General features: G+C 38.8%; 16 protein-coding genes and 1 riboswitch. Of the genes, 15 read left to right on the top strand and 1 reads right to left on the bottom strand.

The features are described from left to right. The first annotated feature begins 103 nt into the window (after positions 1-103). The 4 genes from MKX72_RS20480 to MKX72_RS20465 all read left to right on the top strand — a co-directional run bounded on the left by MKX72_RS20480 (position 104) and on the right by MKX72_RS20465 (position 4,028). Positions 104-1,720 carry an ATP-binding protein gene (locus MKX72_RS20480; protein WP_033579850.1) on the top strand — a complete coding sequence of 539 codons (1,617 nt, stop codon included), beginning with the start codon at positions 104-106 and terminating at the stop codon, positions 1,718-1,720. 24 nt (positions 1,721-1,744) lie between these two features. Next, positions 1,745-2,323: an SCO family protein gene (locus tag MKX72_RS20475; RefSeq protein ID WP_033579851.1), complete on the top strand. Its 579-nt coding sequence runs from the start codon at positions 1,745-1,747 to the stop codon at positions 2,321-2,323. Positions 2,324-2,558: 235 nt separating this feature from the next. Next, positions 2,559-3,443, top strand: coding sequence for an SGNH/GDSL hydrolase family protein (locus MKX72_RS20470; RefSeq protein ID WP_014458541.1), 885 nt, complete (start codon positions 2,559-2,561; stop codon positions 3,441-3,443). A 12-nt stretch (positions 3,444-3,455) separates the two neighbouring features. After that, entirely contained in the window at positions 3,456-4,028 is a 573-nt protein-coding gene (locus MKX72_RS20465) for a YpmS family protein (RefSeq protein WP_028415126.1), read from the top strand. Positions 4,029-4,060: 32 nt separating this feature from the next. Here MKX72_RS20465 and MKX72_RS20460 read toward each other — a convergent pair whose 3' ends face one another. Next, the gene (locus tag MKX72_RS20460) at positions 4,061-4,816 is read right to left on the bottom strand and encodes a DUF4397 domain-containing protein (protein WP_014458542.1); all 756 of its coding nucleotides are present in this window, start codon (positions 4,814-4,816) and stop codon (positions 4,061-4,063) included. A gap of 214 nt (positions 4,817-5,030) precedes the next feature. On the opposite strand from MKX72_RS20460, the gene MKX72_RS20455 reads away from it, so the two are divergent. The 11 genes from MKX72_RS20455 (at position 5,031) to ablB (ending at position 16,244) form a co-directional block, all read left to right on the top strand. After that, positions 5,031-5,192 (top strand): hypothetical protein, encoded by a 162-nt coding sequence (locus MKX72_RS20455; RefSeq protein ID WP_176544773.1) that lies wholly within the window; start codon positions 5,031-5,033, stop codon positions 5,190-5,192. After that, positions 5,182-5,607 carry a hypothetical protein gene (locus MKX72_RS20450; RefSeq protein WP_232217062.1) on the top strand — a complete coding sequence of 142 codons (426 nt, stop codon included), beginning with the start codon at positions 5,182-5,184 and terminating at the stop codon, positions 5,605-5,607. The genes MKX72_RS20455 and MKX72_RS20450 overlap by 11 nt, the downstream gene beginning before the upstream one ends. Positions 5,608-5,694: 87 nt before the next feature. Further along, positions 5,695-5,868 carry a YjcZ family sporulation protein gene (locus MKX72_RS20445; protein ID WP_080518349.1) on the top strand — a complete coding sequence of 58 codons (174 nt, stop codon included), beginning with the start codon at positions 5,695-5,697 and terminating at the stop codon, positions 5,866-5,868. 153 nt (positions 5,869-6,021) lie between these two features. Then, on the top strand, positions 6,022-7,422 hold the full coding sequence (locus MKX72_RS20440) for an ATP-binding protein (RefSeq protein ID WP_028415123.1): 1,401 nt from the start codon (positions 6,022-6,024) through the stop codon (positions 7,420-7,422). A 217-nt stretch (positions 7,423-7,639) separates the two neighbouring features. Beyond that, positions 7,640-9,109 (top strand): NAD(P)/FAD-dependent oxidoreductase, encoded by a 1,470-nt coding sequence (locus MKX72_RS20435; RefSeq protein ID WP_155007690.1) that lies wholly within the window; start codon positions 7,640-7,642, stop codon positions 9,107-9,109. A gap of 603 nt (positions 9,110-9,712) precedes the next feature. Then, positions 9,713-9,867, top strand: a riboswitch (cyclic di-AMP (ydaO/yuaA leader). A gap of 180 nt (positions 9,868-10,047) precedes the next feature. Next, complete coding sequence (locus MKX72_RS20430) at positions 10,048-11,283, top strand: dicarboxylate/amino acid:cation symporter (protein WP_033579852.1); 1,236 nt, start codon at positions 10,048-10,050, stop codon at positions 11,281-11,283. A gap of 108 nt (positions 11,284-11,391) precedes the next feature. Next, positions 11,392-12,741 carry an aspartate aminotransferase family protein gene (locus MKX72_RS20425; protein WP_155007691.1) on the top strand — a complete coding sequence of 450 codons (1,350 nt, stop codon included), beginning with the start codon at positions 11,392-11,394 and terminating at the stop codon, positions 12,739-12,741. Beyond that, positions 12,742-13,443 (top strand): CoA transferase subunit A, encoded by a 702-nt coding sequence (locus MKX72_RS20420; protein WP_028415119.1) that lies wholly within the window; start codon positions 12,742-12,744, stop codon positions 13,441-13,443. Continuing rightward, on the top strand, positions 13,428-14,090 hold the full coding sequence (locus tag MKX72_RS20415; RefSeq protein ID WP_029715086.1) for a 3-oxoacid CoA-transferase subunit B: 663 nt from the start codon (positions 13,428-13,430) through the stop codon (positions 14,088-14,090). Before MKX72_RS20420 ends, MKX72_RS20415 begins: the two co-directional genes overlap by 16 nt. Positions 14,091-14,103: 13 nt before the next feature. Beyond that, positions 14,104-15,369 carry a peptidase gene (locus tag MKX72_RS20410; RefSeq protein ID WP_047749942.1) on the top strand — a complete coding sequence of 422 codons (1,266 nt, stop codon included), beginning with the start codon at positions 14,104-14,106 and terminating at the stop codon, positions 15,367-15,369. Positions 15,370-15,395: 26 nt separating this feature from the next. Continuing rightward, positions 15,396-16,244, top strand: coding sequence for a putative beta-lysine N-acetyltransferase (ablB, locus tag MKX72_RS20405; protein WP_033579855.1), 849 nt, complete (start codon positions 15,396-15,398; stop codon positions 16,242-16,244). Positions 16,245-16,258: the final 14 nt, after the last annotated feature.

Raw genomic sequence — 16,258 nt, 5'->3', positions numbered from 1 at the left:
AAAAAGGAGAAAGAGAAGTGGACGAACGTGTGATATAATAGAATCAACTTTCTACCAGCGAATGCTGTGCTGGTTACTATTCTTTTGAATCCGGAGTATACCGATGAAAAAATATATTCGAAATTTGAGTGTGTTTAACAAAACGGTTTTATTTTCTACTTTAATTGTAGTTGCCCTTGGAGTCATTTCTTTAGCCATTAGCTATCAAGTTCAAAAAAAAATGGCAAAAGAGACGTTAACGCAGCATGTGTTAATTATGGCCGATTTATGGAGGGAGTCTTTATCTAAACAAGACGTAATAGCAGCAGTGGATTCAAGGAACGGGCCGATTCCTGAAAAAGACGAGCTAGAAAAGCAGTTCAGAAAGATTTATGAATTGCATCCGTCGTACTTGCAGGGATATATTATGACGACCGAAAAATTTAAATCGCATGGAAATAAGATTATCGTAACAGCGAATAAGAAAATTAAGCAATCGCTAGAGCCGTCCATGATTTATTATGGGGGAGAAGAATTTTACAAATCATTTAAGGAAGCAGAACGAAAAAAGAAAAATATCGTAACATCTACATACAAAGACGAATTCGGGACGTGGATAACCGTTTTATCGCCTATTACAAACAGCTCTGGAAAAGTTGTGGCTATTCTTGGTGTAGATGTAGATGCAAGCGCTATCTATATCTATCAAAAACGTTTAATTGTGTCTTTGGTCGTTGCGTTTACGCTTCTGTTTACCTTCATTATTGTGATTCAAGACTGGGGACTAAGGCGATTAATGTCGCCCCTTGGGGAATTAATAGAAGGAATTCAAGCGGTTAGTCAAGGGAAATTTGATGTGAAGCTGACACACGAAGATGATTCTGAGTTAGGGAATGTACACACAAGATTTAATGAAATGACCGAGCGGCTGCAGCAGCTTTTTCATCAAGTGTCAGTAACAAAAGAACACCTGAATGTAGAAACAGATCTCAGTCATACAAAAGACGGAATTACCAAAGCGATTGATGAATTGGAAGTTATTATGGAAAAAACGAGGATGCAAAAGGAATTGCAGCGAGCGGAGAAAATGAATGCAATTGGCCAATTAGCTGCTTCTGTAGCGCATGAAATTCGAAATCCTATGACGGTGGTAAAAGGGTTTTTGCAGCTGTTTCAAGATAACACAAAGCTTTCAAACACTGAATTAAGTTACATTCATCTTATGATTAATGAAATGGACAGAGCAGAAGCGATTATTCATGACTATTTATCGTTAGCCAAGCCGGATGTTCACCAGCATCGTTTTATTAACTGCTTGGAGTGTATTACAAGCTTAGTAGATTTATTATCTTCTTATGCTTTATTAACAAACAATATACTCATAGAATTAGACGCAAAAGAAGAGATGTATGTTCGCGGCAGCCGAAACGAATTGAATCAAGTTCTGCTTAATATTATGAAAAATGGAATTGAAGCCATGAGAGCTGGGGGAACGCTTCGAGTGGGGCTTTACAAGCGAGAAGGGCATGTACATATTCAAATTGAAGATACTGGTATAGGCATGACCAGTGAACAAGTGAAGCGGCTGGGAACAGCGTTTTATTCTTTAAAAGAAAAAGGAACAGGGATTGGTCTGATGGTTTCTTATCAACTGGTGGAACAAATGAATGGAAGAATTGAAGTGGAAAGCATACCAGGAAAAGGTTCAACGTTTATCTTGATTTTCCCTAGCTATGACTAAACTTTAACCGTGCAGGAGGAACATATGAAAAGCTGGTCTTATAAATTGTTTTTTTTACTGCTTATTAGTTGCATGATGTTAACAGCCTGTGGTTCCAAAATAGAAAATCCGCTTAATTGGAAGATGGACTCTTTTTCTTATGTTAACCAAGATCAAAAGAAAGTAGGGCTAAGTCAGCTGAAAGGGAACGTTTGGGTAGCTAACTTTATCTTCACAAGCTGCGAAACCGTATGTCCCCCAATGACGGCTCATATGGCTAAATTACAAAAAATGGCTAAGGATGAAGGCCTGGACGTTCACTTTGTTTCATTTAGCGTAGACCCTGAAGTGGACACTCCTCAGAAAATGAAGGACTATGCGACTAAATTTGGCGCTGATTTTTCGAATTGGGATTTCTTAACGGGCTATAAACAAGCGGAAATTGAAAAGTTTGCGCTGGATCAATTTAAGATGATTGTGAAAAAGCCGCAAGAAGATCCGCAGGTTATTCACGGTACGTATTTTTTTCTAATTGACAAAGATGGAGTGGTTCAAAAATCTTATCAGGGAGTGACTGATCCTCCTTATGATGATATGATAAAAGATATTAAAACCCTTCAGTAAGAGCTATAAAATCGTCAAATCTATCCGCTCACACAGCTATCTTTACAGTGATGTGTGAGCGGATATTTTTATGAAAGAAACATGCTTATCCTTTTTTTTACATATACTATATATAAGAAACGTAGTAAAATATCAACTTGACATAGTATGATAAGATATAAAGATATAGTTATTCAGAGCGGTAAGCAGTATTGCTTGTGACAGCGAGAATACAGCATAGTTAGTAGGTGTTATGATGAGAAAATGGAAAAGTATAGTGATAAGCAGTATGAGTGCGGTGGTGTTAGCGAGCTGTTCGACAACGACTTTTTTGCCAACGGACAATAAAGAAGAAGCCGTTCAGAAAGAAGTGGATTTAACACCTAAAAAGCATATTCCGAAAGGCTTTTTCCCTGTAGATTTAGATATTGTAGCCATTGGCGACTCATTAACTGAAGGAGTAGGAGATGAGTCTAAAAAAGGCGGTTATGTACCATACTTAACTAAATACCTTTCTAAACAAAATGAAGTGCAAAATGTACGAACAGAGAATCTAGGCAAAAGAGGAAATCGGACGGATCAGCTATTAGCGAGGTTAAATCAGCCGGGAGTAGCAGCTGAAGTATCAAGAGCAGACATCGTTTTCTTGACGATTGGCGGCAATGACGTGATGAAAGTGGTAAGGGATTACTTTTACAATATCTCAATTAAGACGTTTGAATCACAGCAGTCAAAATATGAAAAACGTCTAAATGACGTGTTTTCACGCATACGTAAGCTTAATCCTAATGCCCATATTTATTTAATCGGTTTTTATAATCCATTCTTTAAATCGTTAAGTGATGTGAAAGAAATTAATGTCGTTATTAATGAATGGAATGCGGCAAGCGAGAAAATTGCTTCTCAATATGATAATGTAAGTTATGTAAAAATTGATGATATTTTTTATGATTCTGACGTAAATTTATTAGGGAAAGACGAGTTTCACCCTAATAAAAAAGGGTACAAACTAATGGCTGAGCGCATTAGTAAATCAATGGAGGAAGAAGATCCTCTCGTTGGAGACCAGAAAAAGGAAACAGCAGAAGAAGTTACATCTGATGAAAAAGAGAAAAACACGAAAGAGAGTGGGAACGAGTAAGGAGATTGTTATATGAAGAAGTGGAAAACCCTATTTATCGCGTTATTAGGGATTAATGTTCTAGGGGCTATCCTTATTATTGCGTTTATTTTTCAACCGGTTGACAAGGTCAATCCAACTCCCTCTGAAAAAGTAGAAGGAGACGCAGAACTAACTATTTTGGCTAAAAAAGCGGACTTAAATGTACTGATTGATAAATATTTAAAAAAAGAATTTAAGAATCAGCCGCTTAACTACAAAATTACTCTTACCGATGTAGTAAGAGTAGACGGAACGATTCAAGTATTCGGCGATGATATTAATATTCGAATGACATTTGATCCGATCGTACAAAAAAATGGAGATATTGTGCTTGAACAGCAGTCACTTTCTGTTGGGAAGCTGCAGCTGCCTGTCCGCACAGTGCTTCGATACGTAAATAATAATTTTGCGCTACCAGAATGGGTAACAATCGATCCAAAGAATGAATCAGTATACGTAGCGTTACAGCAGATGAAGTTAGAGAGTGATTTTGCTGTAAAAGTACAAAAGTTTGATTTAAAAAATGATGATATTCGCGTACGTTTAATTTCGCGCAGTGAATAAAAAAAACCTTCCAATTTGGAAGGTTTTTTTTGTTAACGGTCTTGGGAAATCAGCGCTTCTAATGCAGGACGGTTTTTAGCAAATCCGACGGCATATACCGTATATGTTCGATTCGGGCGAAGGTTCAGTGCTGGGATTTCGAGTACTACATTTTTGGTTCCTGCTATGCGCACACTAAGTTGAACATGCATGGGGGATAAAGGCAAATATTTTGTGACTTCTTTGAACTGCACGCCAGAAAAAATGACGTCTCCACCTCTAGCCGCAATATCCACAGCAGGAGCATCAGGAGAAAGGTGCACAAACCGAAGCTTCGTTTCTCCACTTGGTACATCCGTATTGTCATAGATAAATAATAAATCAAGCTTGTTTAGCTCATCTACCGCCGCTACCGTGTAATTTTGGTTTCCTTCAAATGTAAATGATTCCGTTAAAACAGGTCTTCCCGTTTCTCCAGCGGGATAAATAGAAATTGTGTATCTTCCAGGTTCTTGTAATTCAATATAATCTGTTTCTTGTTTATAAGTTAAGTTGCGAATCACTCGTTTGTTGTTAATATAAATATCTACAGATGGAGAATCTGGAGAAGCGTGAAGTATACGAATTTGCGGCGGATTTACGCGTAAATTCGTATTTTCAGAAGAAGTTAAGATGGCCTGCTGGATATAGTACAAATGCTTTTGATAATAATGAATATGCTTAGATGGATCACTATACTTATAGTAGTTAGCTAGAAAATCGTATTTCATTGCTTTTTTAATATATTGATCAAAGGAATAATTAGCCATATGTTCAGCTCCCTTATTGTCGGAGTATAAAAACATTTCCATACGTAACCAAACATATGCTAAAACTCATAATTTATGCCGATCACTGATCACTCCCGAGACCTCCAAGAAGAAACAATGAGCCAAACGCCCTCTATGTGCATATACTGAATCAAATTATTGACTGAAGGCTTATTGTACGACCGAATTTAGTATAGAAAAAAGGAGTGAGAGCATGCGTGATTTTTATGCTCGGATGCTACGGTTAATCATGTTAAGTTTTTTACTGCTGCTACTTTTAATTCAATTTACAGAGCGCTCTACTTCATTTAATCAAATTACCCCCGCGCTAAATAAAGTAACCGAGCGAATTGAGCTGATTACCTATGATCAATAAATGTATGTTTTCTGCGTTTCGATATGTACTTGTTCTTTATGCAATTTGCTTTACATTTTTATTTGTTAGCACAGTTCCAAGCCTATTTGGTTTCACTGTAACCGTTCAAGAAACGGATTATCACCACCTGCATCGCGGAGATATGGTTGTCTTTAGAGACGAATCATCTTCTTCAAAGAATGAACTTGTACTGGCCCATAATCAAGACCCTGATGTACTGGTTACAGCTCAAAGAAATTCTTTGCCTGCTTCTTTTAAAGTGATTGGAAGCTACGCATACCATCTCCCGTATATAGGGGTCATTATTGAGTTTATGAAAGATTTTACTACGCTACTGGTGATGGGCAGTATTTTACTTTTGTTGTTTTCGTATACGCTGCAGCCCAAAAGGCGAATATGGCGTAAGAGAAAGTAAAAAATGGGCGAATGCACATACAGGACAATCAACTAACGCATATAAAGTACAGTGTACGAAATGAAAAAAACAAGAGGAGAGATTGCTATGTATAACTACGATTGTTACGACCCATGCCATCACGGAGGCTATCACCACCTATATGATACTTGCCACTATCCAATTGGCGGTTATCATCATTGCGGAACGGGCCAGTCATTTGCATTAATTGTTGTGCTATTTATTTTATTAATCATCATTGGCTGCACTTGTTTTTGCTGATTAGGTCTCATTTGCTCGCATGTGCGAGCTTTTTATAAAAGATGGAAAAGGACAAACTTACATATAAATTGTTTAAATAATAAAAAAATTTTGCCAAATCAACATTTACCATATTATACTATAGCTAGTAACTCAATAAGCGAAGGTGAATATATGGAAAAGGAAAAAGTATTTCAACAGCTATTTTCAATGTCATTTACACCAATGCTCGTAATGAATATGGATGGCGATATTCAAATTTTAAATGAAGCTTGCTGCCACCTTTTTAAAACGACGGAGGAACGGCTTCTTTCCTGTAATGTATTTGAAGAGCCAAATCGCTTTTTTATTGAAAAGCATGAAGTGGAACCGTTAAGAAAGCAAGAGGAAGAAGTTGTTTTACTTAAGAAAAAAGTAGATCAGCAGTTTCCGATGCATATCCATATTCAGCGCACGGAAGAAGATATTCCGCTCTTAGTTGTTCAGTGGAAAGAGTTTTCCTCAAGTATTGAAAAGCAAGAGGAAGTCATTCGGAAAATGAAGCAATATAAGCAGTTTGTCCAGCAGAGTCAAGATGCATTTATTGTAACGAGAGAAGGCAGAATTCAATATTTGAATCCCGCTGGTGTTAAACTTCTTGGCGGCGAGAAAAAAGAAGAGTATATCGGGCGTCCTTGGCTTCACTTTATTCACCCCGAACATTTAGAAATTGTAAAAGAACGAATGGTTCAGCTGATGAATGGAATGTCCGTGAGGCCACGTGTTGATGTGAAACTATTGACTAAAAAAGGGGTCGTCATTATTGAATCTTCGGCAACCAAAATTAAGTTTGAAGGACAGGATGCCATTCAGTATATTATTCGCGACGTAACGGATCGAAAAAAATATGATGAAATGGCAAGCAAATCTGAAAAGCTTACAATGGTGAGCAAGCTAGCGGCAGGAGTAGCACATGAAATCCGTAATCCAATGACGGCGATTAAAGGGTTTATTCAGCTGCTAAAAGCATCGAAACAGTATAATGAAGAATACAATGATATTATGCTTGAAGAATTGAATCGCGTCGAATCCATTATTCAAGAATTTTTAACGCTGGCCAAGCCTAAAATTGAAAATTCATACCATCCGAAAAGTCTCAATCAAATCATACGTCACGTGACATTACTATTAGATACACACGCCAATTATAAAAATTGTCGTATTATTAATGAGATTAGTGATGAGATTACAATCTTTTGTGAAGAAAATGCGCTTAAACAAGTTTTTATTAATTTAATTCAAAATGCGCTTGAGTCAATGAGCAAAGGTACAGTTAAAGTTACCGTTGAGAAAAGAAATGAATACGGCATGGTCATTATCGAGGATGAAGGATGTGGAATTGATGAGCAATCTTTAGCTCGGCTAGGTGAACCATTTTATTCCACCAAACAAACAGGAACTGGGCTAGGATTAATGATTAGCTACCGAATAATCGAACAGCATCAAGGGCATATTTCATTTGCGAGTAAAGTAGGAGTAGGAACAAAAGTAGAAATTGCTCTTCCGTATATTAAAGAACCAGTGAACATTTCGTAGCGCTTGCTATTCGTTCGCTGGTTTTTATTTGGTTGAAATAAAAACGAATGTTTTTTATTTTTTTTATTTTAATGTTCGTGTATATTGTTGACTAAAGGGTTTGTTTTTGATATATTATCAAATGGCTAGAAAATAACCGAATGATAATAAAAAAAGAAAATTCGGTCAATAACTTTTATCTTTTACCCAAAGAAAAAAGATGATGGGAGAATGTACAATGAACTCAAATTATGATGTTATTGTGGTAGGGGCAGGACCCGCTGGAATTTTTACTTGCTATGAGCTAACGTTAAAATTACCGGAAGCAACTATTTTGTTAATCGATAAAGGACACGATATCTATCGACGTAATTGTCCGATTCTTCAGAAAAAAATTGAAAAATGTCCGCCTGCAGTTGGCAGAAAAGAGTTTGCTGGCTGTTTGCCTGCTTGTTCTATCACAAATGGTTTCGGTGGAGCCGGCGCATATTCAGACGGGAAGTTTAATATCACCAGTGAATTTGGAGGCTGGATGACGGATTATCTGTCTGAATCACAGGTGGTAGATTTAATTAAATACGTGGATGAAATTAATTTAAAACACGGAGCAACCGATACGATTACGGATCCGTTAACTGATAAAGTTCGTGAAATTGAAAAACGCGGATACGCAGCAGGATTAAAGCTATTGCGTGCCCAAGTGCGTCATTTAGGAACAGAGCAAAATTTAGAAATTTTAAAAAGCATTTATGAATACTTAAAAGAAAAAATTGATATGCAGTATAAAACGGAAGTAGCCGATTTAATAACAGAAAAAGAAGATGGTCAGCATATCGTACGCGGTATTGAATTGAAGAATGGTGACAGAATTACGGCTGATAAAGTCGTGGTTTCACCAGGTCGAGACGGCTCGAAGTGGATGAGCGACTTACTAAAAAAACGCCGTTTGAAAATGATTAACAATCAAGTAGACATCGGTGTTCGAGTAGAAACATCTAACGTTGTTATGGAAGAAATCAACAAGCACTTGTACGAAGGGAAATTTATTTACAATACGTCTGTAGGTACAAGAGTCAGAACGTTCTGCAGCAATCCTTCAGGGCATGTGGTAGTAGAGAATCATTCAGGGATTATGTTAGCAAATGGACACGCATACAAAGATCCGAAGCTTGGAAGTCAAAATACGAACTTTGCGCTGCTTGTTTCTCATAAATTTTCGGATCCATTTGATCAGCCGAACGAATATGCGCACGAAGTGTCAAGATTAGCTAATATGCTGTCAAACGGAGGCTTAGTTGTTCAAAAGTATGGAGATATTTTAAAGGGGCGCCGTTCAACAACGAATCGAATTAAAGAAGGCTTTTTAGAACCAACGTTAAAAGAAGCTGTCCCTGGTGATTTGGGTTTAGTGCTTCCATACAATACAATGAAAAGCTTAATTGAAATGACAGAAGCACTGGATCATGTAACGCCTGGGTTAGCATCTGAACATACGCTGTTTTACGGTGTGGAAGCGAAATTTTACTCCGCCCGTCCGAAGTTAAACGATAAGTTTGAAACTGAAATTTCCGGTTTATACGTGGGAGGAGACGGAGCTGGTATTACGCGAGGACTCGCGCAGGCAAGTGCGTGTGGTGTGTGGGTAGCTCGTGACATTGTTGAAAAATTAAAGAATCGTAAAGCAAGTTCTGAACCTGTTACTGTATAAAAAAAAGAGGCCGTCACGGCCTCTTTTTTTTATGGGTTAAATAACGAGAGGGAATAAGTAAAAAGTAAAGAACTTGTACCGTTCCAACTCCGATAGTTTTATATGATAATTACCCGCTCCTTTTTTAAAAGATAGTAGGAAATCTATACTTCTATCTTGAGCAGAATTAAGTAGAATAAGGGGAATTGATAATGTCGATTTCTTCGCATCAATAAAGTCAGTGAAATTTTAAGGAGTGTATATCAAGCAGTACAAGGATAAAATCAACAGTTGGAAAGAGTTATTTTTTTGATAAGTAAAATATTTATGGAAGCAGTAAAGTACATGGATGTTAGAATAATTATACATATTTATGAATGATATTAATGAGAAGAAAGTTCACTTTATAAACTATTTTTTGAATTAATTTTTTATTCATTAGATTGTAAGTCTTGTTAAATAGGTGTTTTTAGTTTATTGAAATATGATGTAAATATTTTAAAATATAACAATTCTCAACTTTTTACGATAAAATCATGCATTATTTTTGAATAAAAACTTGACAGAAACATATAAAATGAATTTTAATTAAAGTAACAATTATTATCATGCAAAAATATTAAAGAAAATTATTTGCTTAATCTCTTTTGTTTTATAAGAGAACGGAGGACCCATATTTGTGCGTAATGTACTTGGGGTGAATCTTGAATGAATCAAGTAGGGTAACTCACATACCCGAATCCGACAGCTAACTCCGTAAGCATTCAGTGAGGGAATAACAGGTCTATGAAACCATGATATTCTCATGGTTTTTTGTATAGCTAAAAATATTCCTAAACTATTAATCTGAAAATTTTTAATATATTGTATATTTTGAGTGTTATCGCCCTCAATGCATGGTAAAATAAGTATGGTAGTTAGAATCATTCTAATATAATTTATTTACGGGAGGTAAATCTATGAAGCTATCGACAAAGATTATTATCGCGCTAATTGCTGGTGCTATTGTAGGAGTGTTAATCAATGCTTTTGCTCCAAGTGCTTTTGCTCCGCTGGACAAGTACTTGTTTACACCGCTTGGCCAAATTTTCTTAAGCTTAATTAAAATGCTTGTTGTACCAATTGTGTTTTTCTCTATCACGTTAGGTGTAGCAGGTTTAGGAGATCCTAAAAAATTAGGAAGAATCGGGGCAAAAACAGTTTCCTACTTCCTAGTGACAACAACCGTTGCAATTATTATCGGTTTAATTTTAGCGTATGCAATTAAACCGGGTACATTTGGATCTTTTGATACACAAAACGCTTCTTTTGAAGCTGAAAAAGCACCACCTGTTGGAGAGACATTCTTAAATATGATTCCAGTCAATCCAATTCAAGCGATGGCTGAAGGGAATATGCTTCAACTTATCGTTTTCTCTATCTTTATCGGTTTTGGTATCACGATGCTTGGAAGTAAAACAAAAGGACTTTACAATTTACTTGAGCAAGGAAATGAATTGATGATGTACCTTGTGAATCTAGTGATGAAGTTTGCTCCGTACGGAACATTTGGGCTTCTTGCAACCGCGGTTGGAAGTCAAGGCTGGCAGGCAATTAAAGCGATGGGGCTATACATGATTGTAGTCGTGCTCGCGCTGTTCATCCATTCAATCGTAACATATGGGGGATCAGTCGCTCTTATGGCCAGACGTAACCCTATTGAATTTTTTAAGGGGTTTGCTCCTGCGATGACAGTTGGATTCAGTACATCAAGCAGTAATGCAACGCTTCCGATTTCAATGAATGTGGCGCAAAAAAATCTTCGTGTCCCCGAGTCTATCAGCAGTTTTGTTCAGCCATTAGGTGCAACTATTAACATGGATGGAACGGCAATTATGCAAGGTGTAGCGACTATTTTTATTGCGCAAGTATACGGGGTTGATCTGTCGTTGGGCGCTCTTGTGACGGTTGTGTTGACAGCGGTGCTTGCTAGTATTGGTACAGCAGGCGTGCCGGGAGTTGGTCTTATTATGCTAGCGATGGTACTGAGTTCGGTTGGCCTGCCTGTAGCAGGTATCGGATTAATTATCGGAATTGATCGCTTGCTTGATATGCTTCGTACGTCTGTAAATATTACAGGAGACGCTGCGTGTGCCGTTATTGTGGCTGAGTCAGAAGCAAAGCGTATCGATAAATCTGTAACGCAATCAGCTTAATATGTGTAAAAGCTCTAGCTATATGCTAGGGCTTTTTTTATTGGCAAGAAACTCTTCTTTTCAGCATACAGTTTAATAAGAGTGTGTGTTTGAAAGGAGAGTGCGGAAATGAATAAAACCCATGTGATAAAGCCGCTGCTCGACGACGACTACCCAGTTATTTCATATGGAAAAGGAATTTATTTGTACGACCAAGATGGAAAAAAGTACATAGATGCTTCGTCAGGGGCAGTTACAGCAAGTATCGGACACGGCGTAAAAGAAATTATTGATGCGATGACGGATCAGGCACAGAAAGTTGCGTTTGTATATCGGTCGCAGTTTACAAGCGATCCGACGGAAGCCTTAGCTAAGAAACTATGTGAATTAAGCAGCAATCATTTCCAGTGGAGCTTTTTTGTTAACAGCGGGACAGAAGCGACTGAAACGGCTATGAAAACAGCCATTCAGCATTTTCAAGAGCAAGGAAAGCCAACCAAAACAAAGGTTTTGTCACGCTGGATGAGCTATCACGGTATTACAATAGGAGCGCTGTCTATGTCAGGGCACGTTGGAAGACGAAAACGTTTCTCGTTTTTGCTTGAAGATTATCCTTCGGTTTCACCTCCTTATTGCTATCGATGTCCGTTTCATCAAACCTATCCATCCTGTAATCTTGCTTGTGCACACGAATTGGAAACAGTTATCAAACGAACCGGCCCTGAACATATTGCTGCTTTTATTACAGAGCCCATTGTAGGAGCTGCCGGAGCAGCTCTCACACCTCCACCCGGTTATTATGAAGTGATAAGAGAAATTTGTGATAAATATGATGTGTTATGGATAGCCGATGAAGTCATGACTGGAGTTGGGCGTACAGGCGTGATGTTTGCATATGAGCACTGGGGAGCTAAACCAGACATCATGACGCTTGGAAAAGGAGTGGGAGCAGGATATACACCGATAGCCGTTACGTTAGCTAGCAGCAAAACGATTGAACCTATCATGAACGGATCCAAATTAATTATGAGCGGCCATACGCTAAGCGCTAATCCGCTGTCAGCCGCTGTAGGGCTAGCTGTCTTAGCCTATATTGAAAAGAACGATCTTGTTCAACAAGTAGCGCTGAAAGGAGACTATTTAGTAAAAAAATTGAAGGAGCTTCAACTTCTTTACCCTATCATTGGTGATATTCGTGGCAAAGGCTTACTAGTTGGTCTTGAGCTTGTACAAAATCCAAAAACGAAGGAGCCTTTTTCATCCTCCGAAAATATGACGGCGCGCGTAATAAGTAAAGCCCATAAAAATGGTCTTCTCCTTTATCCTTCACAAGCAGGAACAGATGGAGTAGAAGGAGACGGTATTATTATTGCGCCACCATTTACGATTACTCATCGCCAACTTGATGAAGCGGTCGTGTTGCTTTCGAAAACATTGTATGAAGTACAAAATGAAAAACAGGGAGATGAGGTGAAATAAGTGACAAAGGTCGAAAACTCATTTCAAAAGATTACAACTGTGGAACAAGCAATTGAATACGTGGATCATGCTGCTACGCTGATGATAGGAGGGTTTGGAGGCGTAGGCAGTCCGCCTTCTCTCATTGACGGCCTTATTGAAAGCGAAAAATCAAATTTCACACTGATATGCAATGATTCAGGCTTTCCTCATATTGGTGCGGGAAAATTAGTAAGTCAAGGAAGAATTCAAAAACTGATCGCTTCTCACATTGGATCGAATCCTGTGGCTGGAACGCTGATGACAGAAGAAAAGCTGAAAGTTGAGTTTTCTCCTCAAGGAACGCTTGCTGAACGGATTCGAGCGGGGGGAGTTGGACTTGGAGGAGTACTGATTGATGTAGGAATAGAAAATGACATTATTCAATTTGGAAAAGAAAAAGTGGAAGTAGACGGCAAGACATTTTTAGTTGAAAAACCGCTCACAGCCGACGTGGCTTTTGTATATGCAAAAAAAGCAGATCCATTCGGCAACTTGCTCTATGATAAAAGCGCTCGAAACACTAATCCATTAATGGCTATGGCAGGTCGTATAACTATTGCTGAAGTGGAGGAAATCGTTCCTCTTGGCGACATTGACCCAGAGAATGTGATGACGTCAGGCGTATTTGTGGATTATATTGTGCCTTCAAAAGGAGTGAATTGGAAATGGGTTTGGGAATAGATATTCGTCATCGTATTGCAAGACGTGCTGCGGCTGAAATCAAAAACGGCATGATTGTTAACTTAGGGATTGGCATTCCTTCTCTTATTCCTAATTATGTACCAAGCGCTGTTCATGTGATGTTTCATGCTGAAAACGGAATTTTAGGGTTAGGATCTTCGCCTCCTTTAGGTGAAGAAGATGAGAATGTCTGCAATGCAGCAGGCTATCCAACAACTACTGTTCAAGGGGCTTCATACTGTGATAGTGCTACAGCCTTCGCGATGATTCGAAAAGGATACGTCGATATGACCATTCTTGGTGCGTTAGAAGTGAGTGAAAAAGGGGATTTAGCTAATTGGATTGTGCCAGGTAAGCGAGTTCCTGGGATGGGAGGAGCGATGGAATTAGCTCAAAAAGCGAAAAAAGTCATTGTGCTAATGAATCATACGAGCAAGACAGGAGAACCAAAACTGGTCAAGACATGCTCTTTACCTCTTACTGCTTCGGGCTGCGTGGGATTAGTTATTACGGATCGGGCGGTTTTTAAAGTAGAAAAAGATGCGCTTCTTCTAACCGAGTTAATGTCTCCTTATACCGTAGAGGATATTTTGAGTTCAACAGAAGCGACAGTTCGCCTGAGTGATCAATTGATTACGATACCATAAGGAGGACCATTACATGAACATACAGCAATCTATTCATAACTGGATGACAGAGCATCGTCAAAGTGCAGTGCGTTTACTCAAGCGTTTCGTAGAAGAAGCAAGCGTACAGGGTTCTGAAAAGCATGCGCAGGCAATTGTCATTGAACGCCTTCGACAGCTGCAGTTAGATATTGATATATGGGAACCAGACGAAAAAACACTTCGTACCCATGAAGCTTTTGCCTCCAACCGTTCTAGTTTCCGAGATAGCCCGAATGTGGTAGGCGTGTTAAAAGGAAAAGGTGGGGGAAAATCCATCATTTTAAACGGACATATTGATGTTGTGCCTCCCGGCGATCTTTCACAGTGGAAGGAAGACCCTTATACGGCCGTTGTAAAAGATGGAAACTTATATGGGCGCGGTGCAACAGATATGAAAGGAGGGAATGTGTCGTTACTTTTAGCGATTCAAGCATTAAAAGAGCTAGGTATTTCATTAAAAGGAGATGTTATTTTTCAAAGCGTAGTAGAAGAGGAAAGCGGAGGGGCAGGAACACTTTCCTGCGTGCTTAGAGGGTATAAAGCAGATGGTGCCATTATTCCAGAACCAACCAACATGAAGATCTTTCCTAAACAGCAAGGGTCGATGTGGTTTCGCGTGACCGTACATGGAGTAGCAGCACATGGAGGGACTCGGTATGAAGGCGTGAGTGCCATTGAAAAAGCAGCTGTTGTGCTTAAACATATTGAGGGTCTTGAAAAAGAGAGAAACAGCCGAATTACAGACCCGCTCTATAATAAAATTCCCATTCCCGTGCCCATTAATATCGGAAATATACAAGGAGGAACGTGGCCTTCTTCAGTTGCTGATCAAGTAGTATTAGAAGGCAGGATAGGAGTTGCTCCGCATGAAAAAATGAAAAATGTCAGAGCGGAAATGAAATCGTGGCTTGAACTTTTGCCTCAGTGTGATGAGTGGTTTGCTGAGCATCCTGTCGACTTGGAATGGTTTGGGGCCCACTGGCTTCCTGGTGAAATTGAATTAGAGCATCCGCTTATGACCTCTCTTTCGTCCTCTTTTTATCAAGTGAAACAGAAACAGCCGATCATTGAAGCATCTCCTTGGGGAACGGACGGAGGGATATTGTCACAAGTTGGAGATATTCCAACAGTTGTGTTTGGACCAGGAGTAACAGAAGTAGCCCACTTTCCGAATGAGTATATTTGTATTCAAACGATGCTTGATGCAGCAGAAATTATTGCGCTCACCGTAGCAGACTGGTGCAGTATTGCGGACTAAGCTAAAAAGGGAGAGGATACAAACAAATGGCGAAACAAGAAACTATTTGTCAACCAACCTTTGCTATGACTCTTTTTTTAGATGAATGTAACAAGCGTCTGAGAATGGATGATTACCGGGGAAATGTGAACGATATTTGCAGCTATATATATAAAGAAATTGATAAGGTAACGTACGAAAAGTGGATTATAAAAGCACGTGCCGAACATCTGTTGGACTGGATGAGCTTGGGATTTTCTTTAGAAGCAACTGTTCCCTACTATTTTAACGGAAGCGACGCGTATCTTTTATGCTACTATACGTCTCAATCCCGCCGAGACAGCGGGGAGACGTTAAAAGAAACAGAGCTGCTTCAAGATGTTTTGAATTTGCCGACATCTGATTATTCTCCTTTATCGAATCAACTGATCATGCGCCGAGCCATTTCATCTGACGCTAAACAACTTTCTCAGCTCTACCGTCAAATCTTCACAGTGTATCCGACTCCCCTCTATGAAGAAGAGTATCTCTCTAGTTTGCTTCAAGAAGATAGTTTGTTTTATATCATCGTTGACAAGAACGATATCGTTAGCGCTGCTTCTGCTGAAATTGACTATGTCTATCACAATGCTGAACTAACGGATTGTGCGACTCTCCCTGCTTACCGAAAGTATGGATTCATGAAGCATTTATTAAGCGCACTAGAGGCGGAGCTAAAACAGAGGCATATTTTTTGTGCATACACAATAGCGAGAGCGCTTTCATTTGGGATGAATGCCGCTTTTCATCAGCTTGGGTATACCTATACGGGACGGTTAACGAATAATTGTTACATTTATAAATCGTTAGAAGATATGAACGTATGGGTGAAGGATCTATCAAAAAGTAAAGGATGAGAAATAATTAACCA

Origin of the sequence: Priestia sp. FSL R5-0597 (genome assembly GCF_038006305.1) — a bacterium.
Lineage (GTDB): Bacteria > Bacillota > Bacilli > Bacillales > Bacillaceae_H > Priestia > Priestia zanthoxyli.
Note: the sequence above shows the minus strand (reverse complement) of the source record. Positions and strands in the feature narration are given on the sequence as shown.

What these genes read in the sequence shown, in the direction of transcription:
- MKX72_RS20480 (WP_033579850.1), top strand. Translation starts at nt 104, where the DNA reads ATGAAAAAATATATTCGAAATTTGAGTGTGTTTAACAAAACGGTTTTA.
- MKX72_RS20475 (WP_033579851.1), top strand. Translation starts at nt 1,745, where the DNA reads ATGAAAAGCTGGTCTTATAAATTGTTTTTTTTACTGCTTATTAGTTGC.
- MKX72_RS20470 (WP_014458541.1), top strand. Translation starts at nt 2,559, where the DNA reads ATGAGAAAATGGAAAAGTATAGTGATAAGCAGTATGAGTGCGGTGGTG.
- MKX72_RS20465 (WP_028415126.1), top strand. Translation starts at nt 3,456, where the DNA reads ATGAAGAAGTGGAAAACCCTATTTATCGCGTTATTAGGGATTAATGTT.
- MKX72_RS20460 (WP_014458542.1), bottom strand. Translation starts at nt 4,816, where the DNA reads ATGGCTAATTATTCCTTTGATCAATATATTAAAAAAGCAATGAAATAC.
- MKX72_RS20455 (WP_176544773.1), top strand. Translation starts at nt 5,031, where the DNA reads ATGCGTGATTTTTATGCTCGGATGCTACGGTTAATCATGTTAAGTTTT.
- MKX72_RS20450 (WP_232217062.1), top strand. Translation starts at nt 5,182, where the DNA reads ATGATCAATAAATGTATGTTTTCTGCGTTTCGATATGTACTTGTTCTT.
- MKX72_RS20445 (WP_080518349.1), top strand. Translation starts at nt 5,695, where the DNA reads ATGTATAACTACGATTGTTACGACCCATGCCATCACGGAGGCTATCAC.
- MKX72_RS20440 (WP_028415123.1), top strand. Translation starts at nt 6,022, where the DNA reads ATGGAAAAGGAAAAAGTATTTCAACAGCTATTTTCAATGTCATTTACA.
- MKX72_RS20435 (WP_155007690.1), top strand. Translation starts at nt 7,640, where the DNA reads ATGAACTCAAATTATGATGTTATTGTGGTAGGGGCAGGACCCGCTGGA.
- MKX72_RS20430 (WP_033579852.1), top strand. Translation starts at nt 10,048, where the DNA reads ATGAAGCTATCGACAAAGATTATTATCGCGCTAATTGCTGGTGCTATT.
- MKX72_RS20425 (WP_155007691.1), top strand. Translation starts at nt 11,392, where the DNA reads ATGAATAAAACCCATGTGATAAAGCCGCTGCTCGACGACGACTACCCA.
- MKX72_RS20415 (WP_029715086.1), top strand. Translation starts at nt 13,428, where the DNA reads ATGGGTTTGGGAATAGATATTCGTCATCGTATTGCAAGACGTGCTGCG.
- MKX72_RS20410 (WP_047749942.1), top strand. Translation starts at nt 14,104, where the DNA reads ATGAACATACAGCAATCTATTCATAACTGGATGACAGAGCATCGTCAA.
- ablB (WP_033579855.1), top strand. Translation starts at nt 15,396, where the DNA reads ATGGCGAAACAAGAAACTATTTGTCAACCAACCTTTGCTATGACTCTT.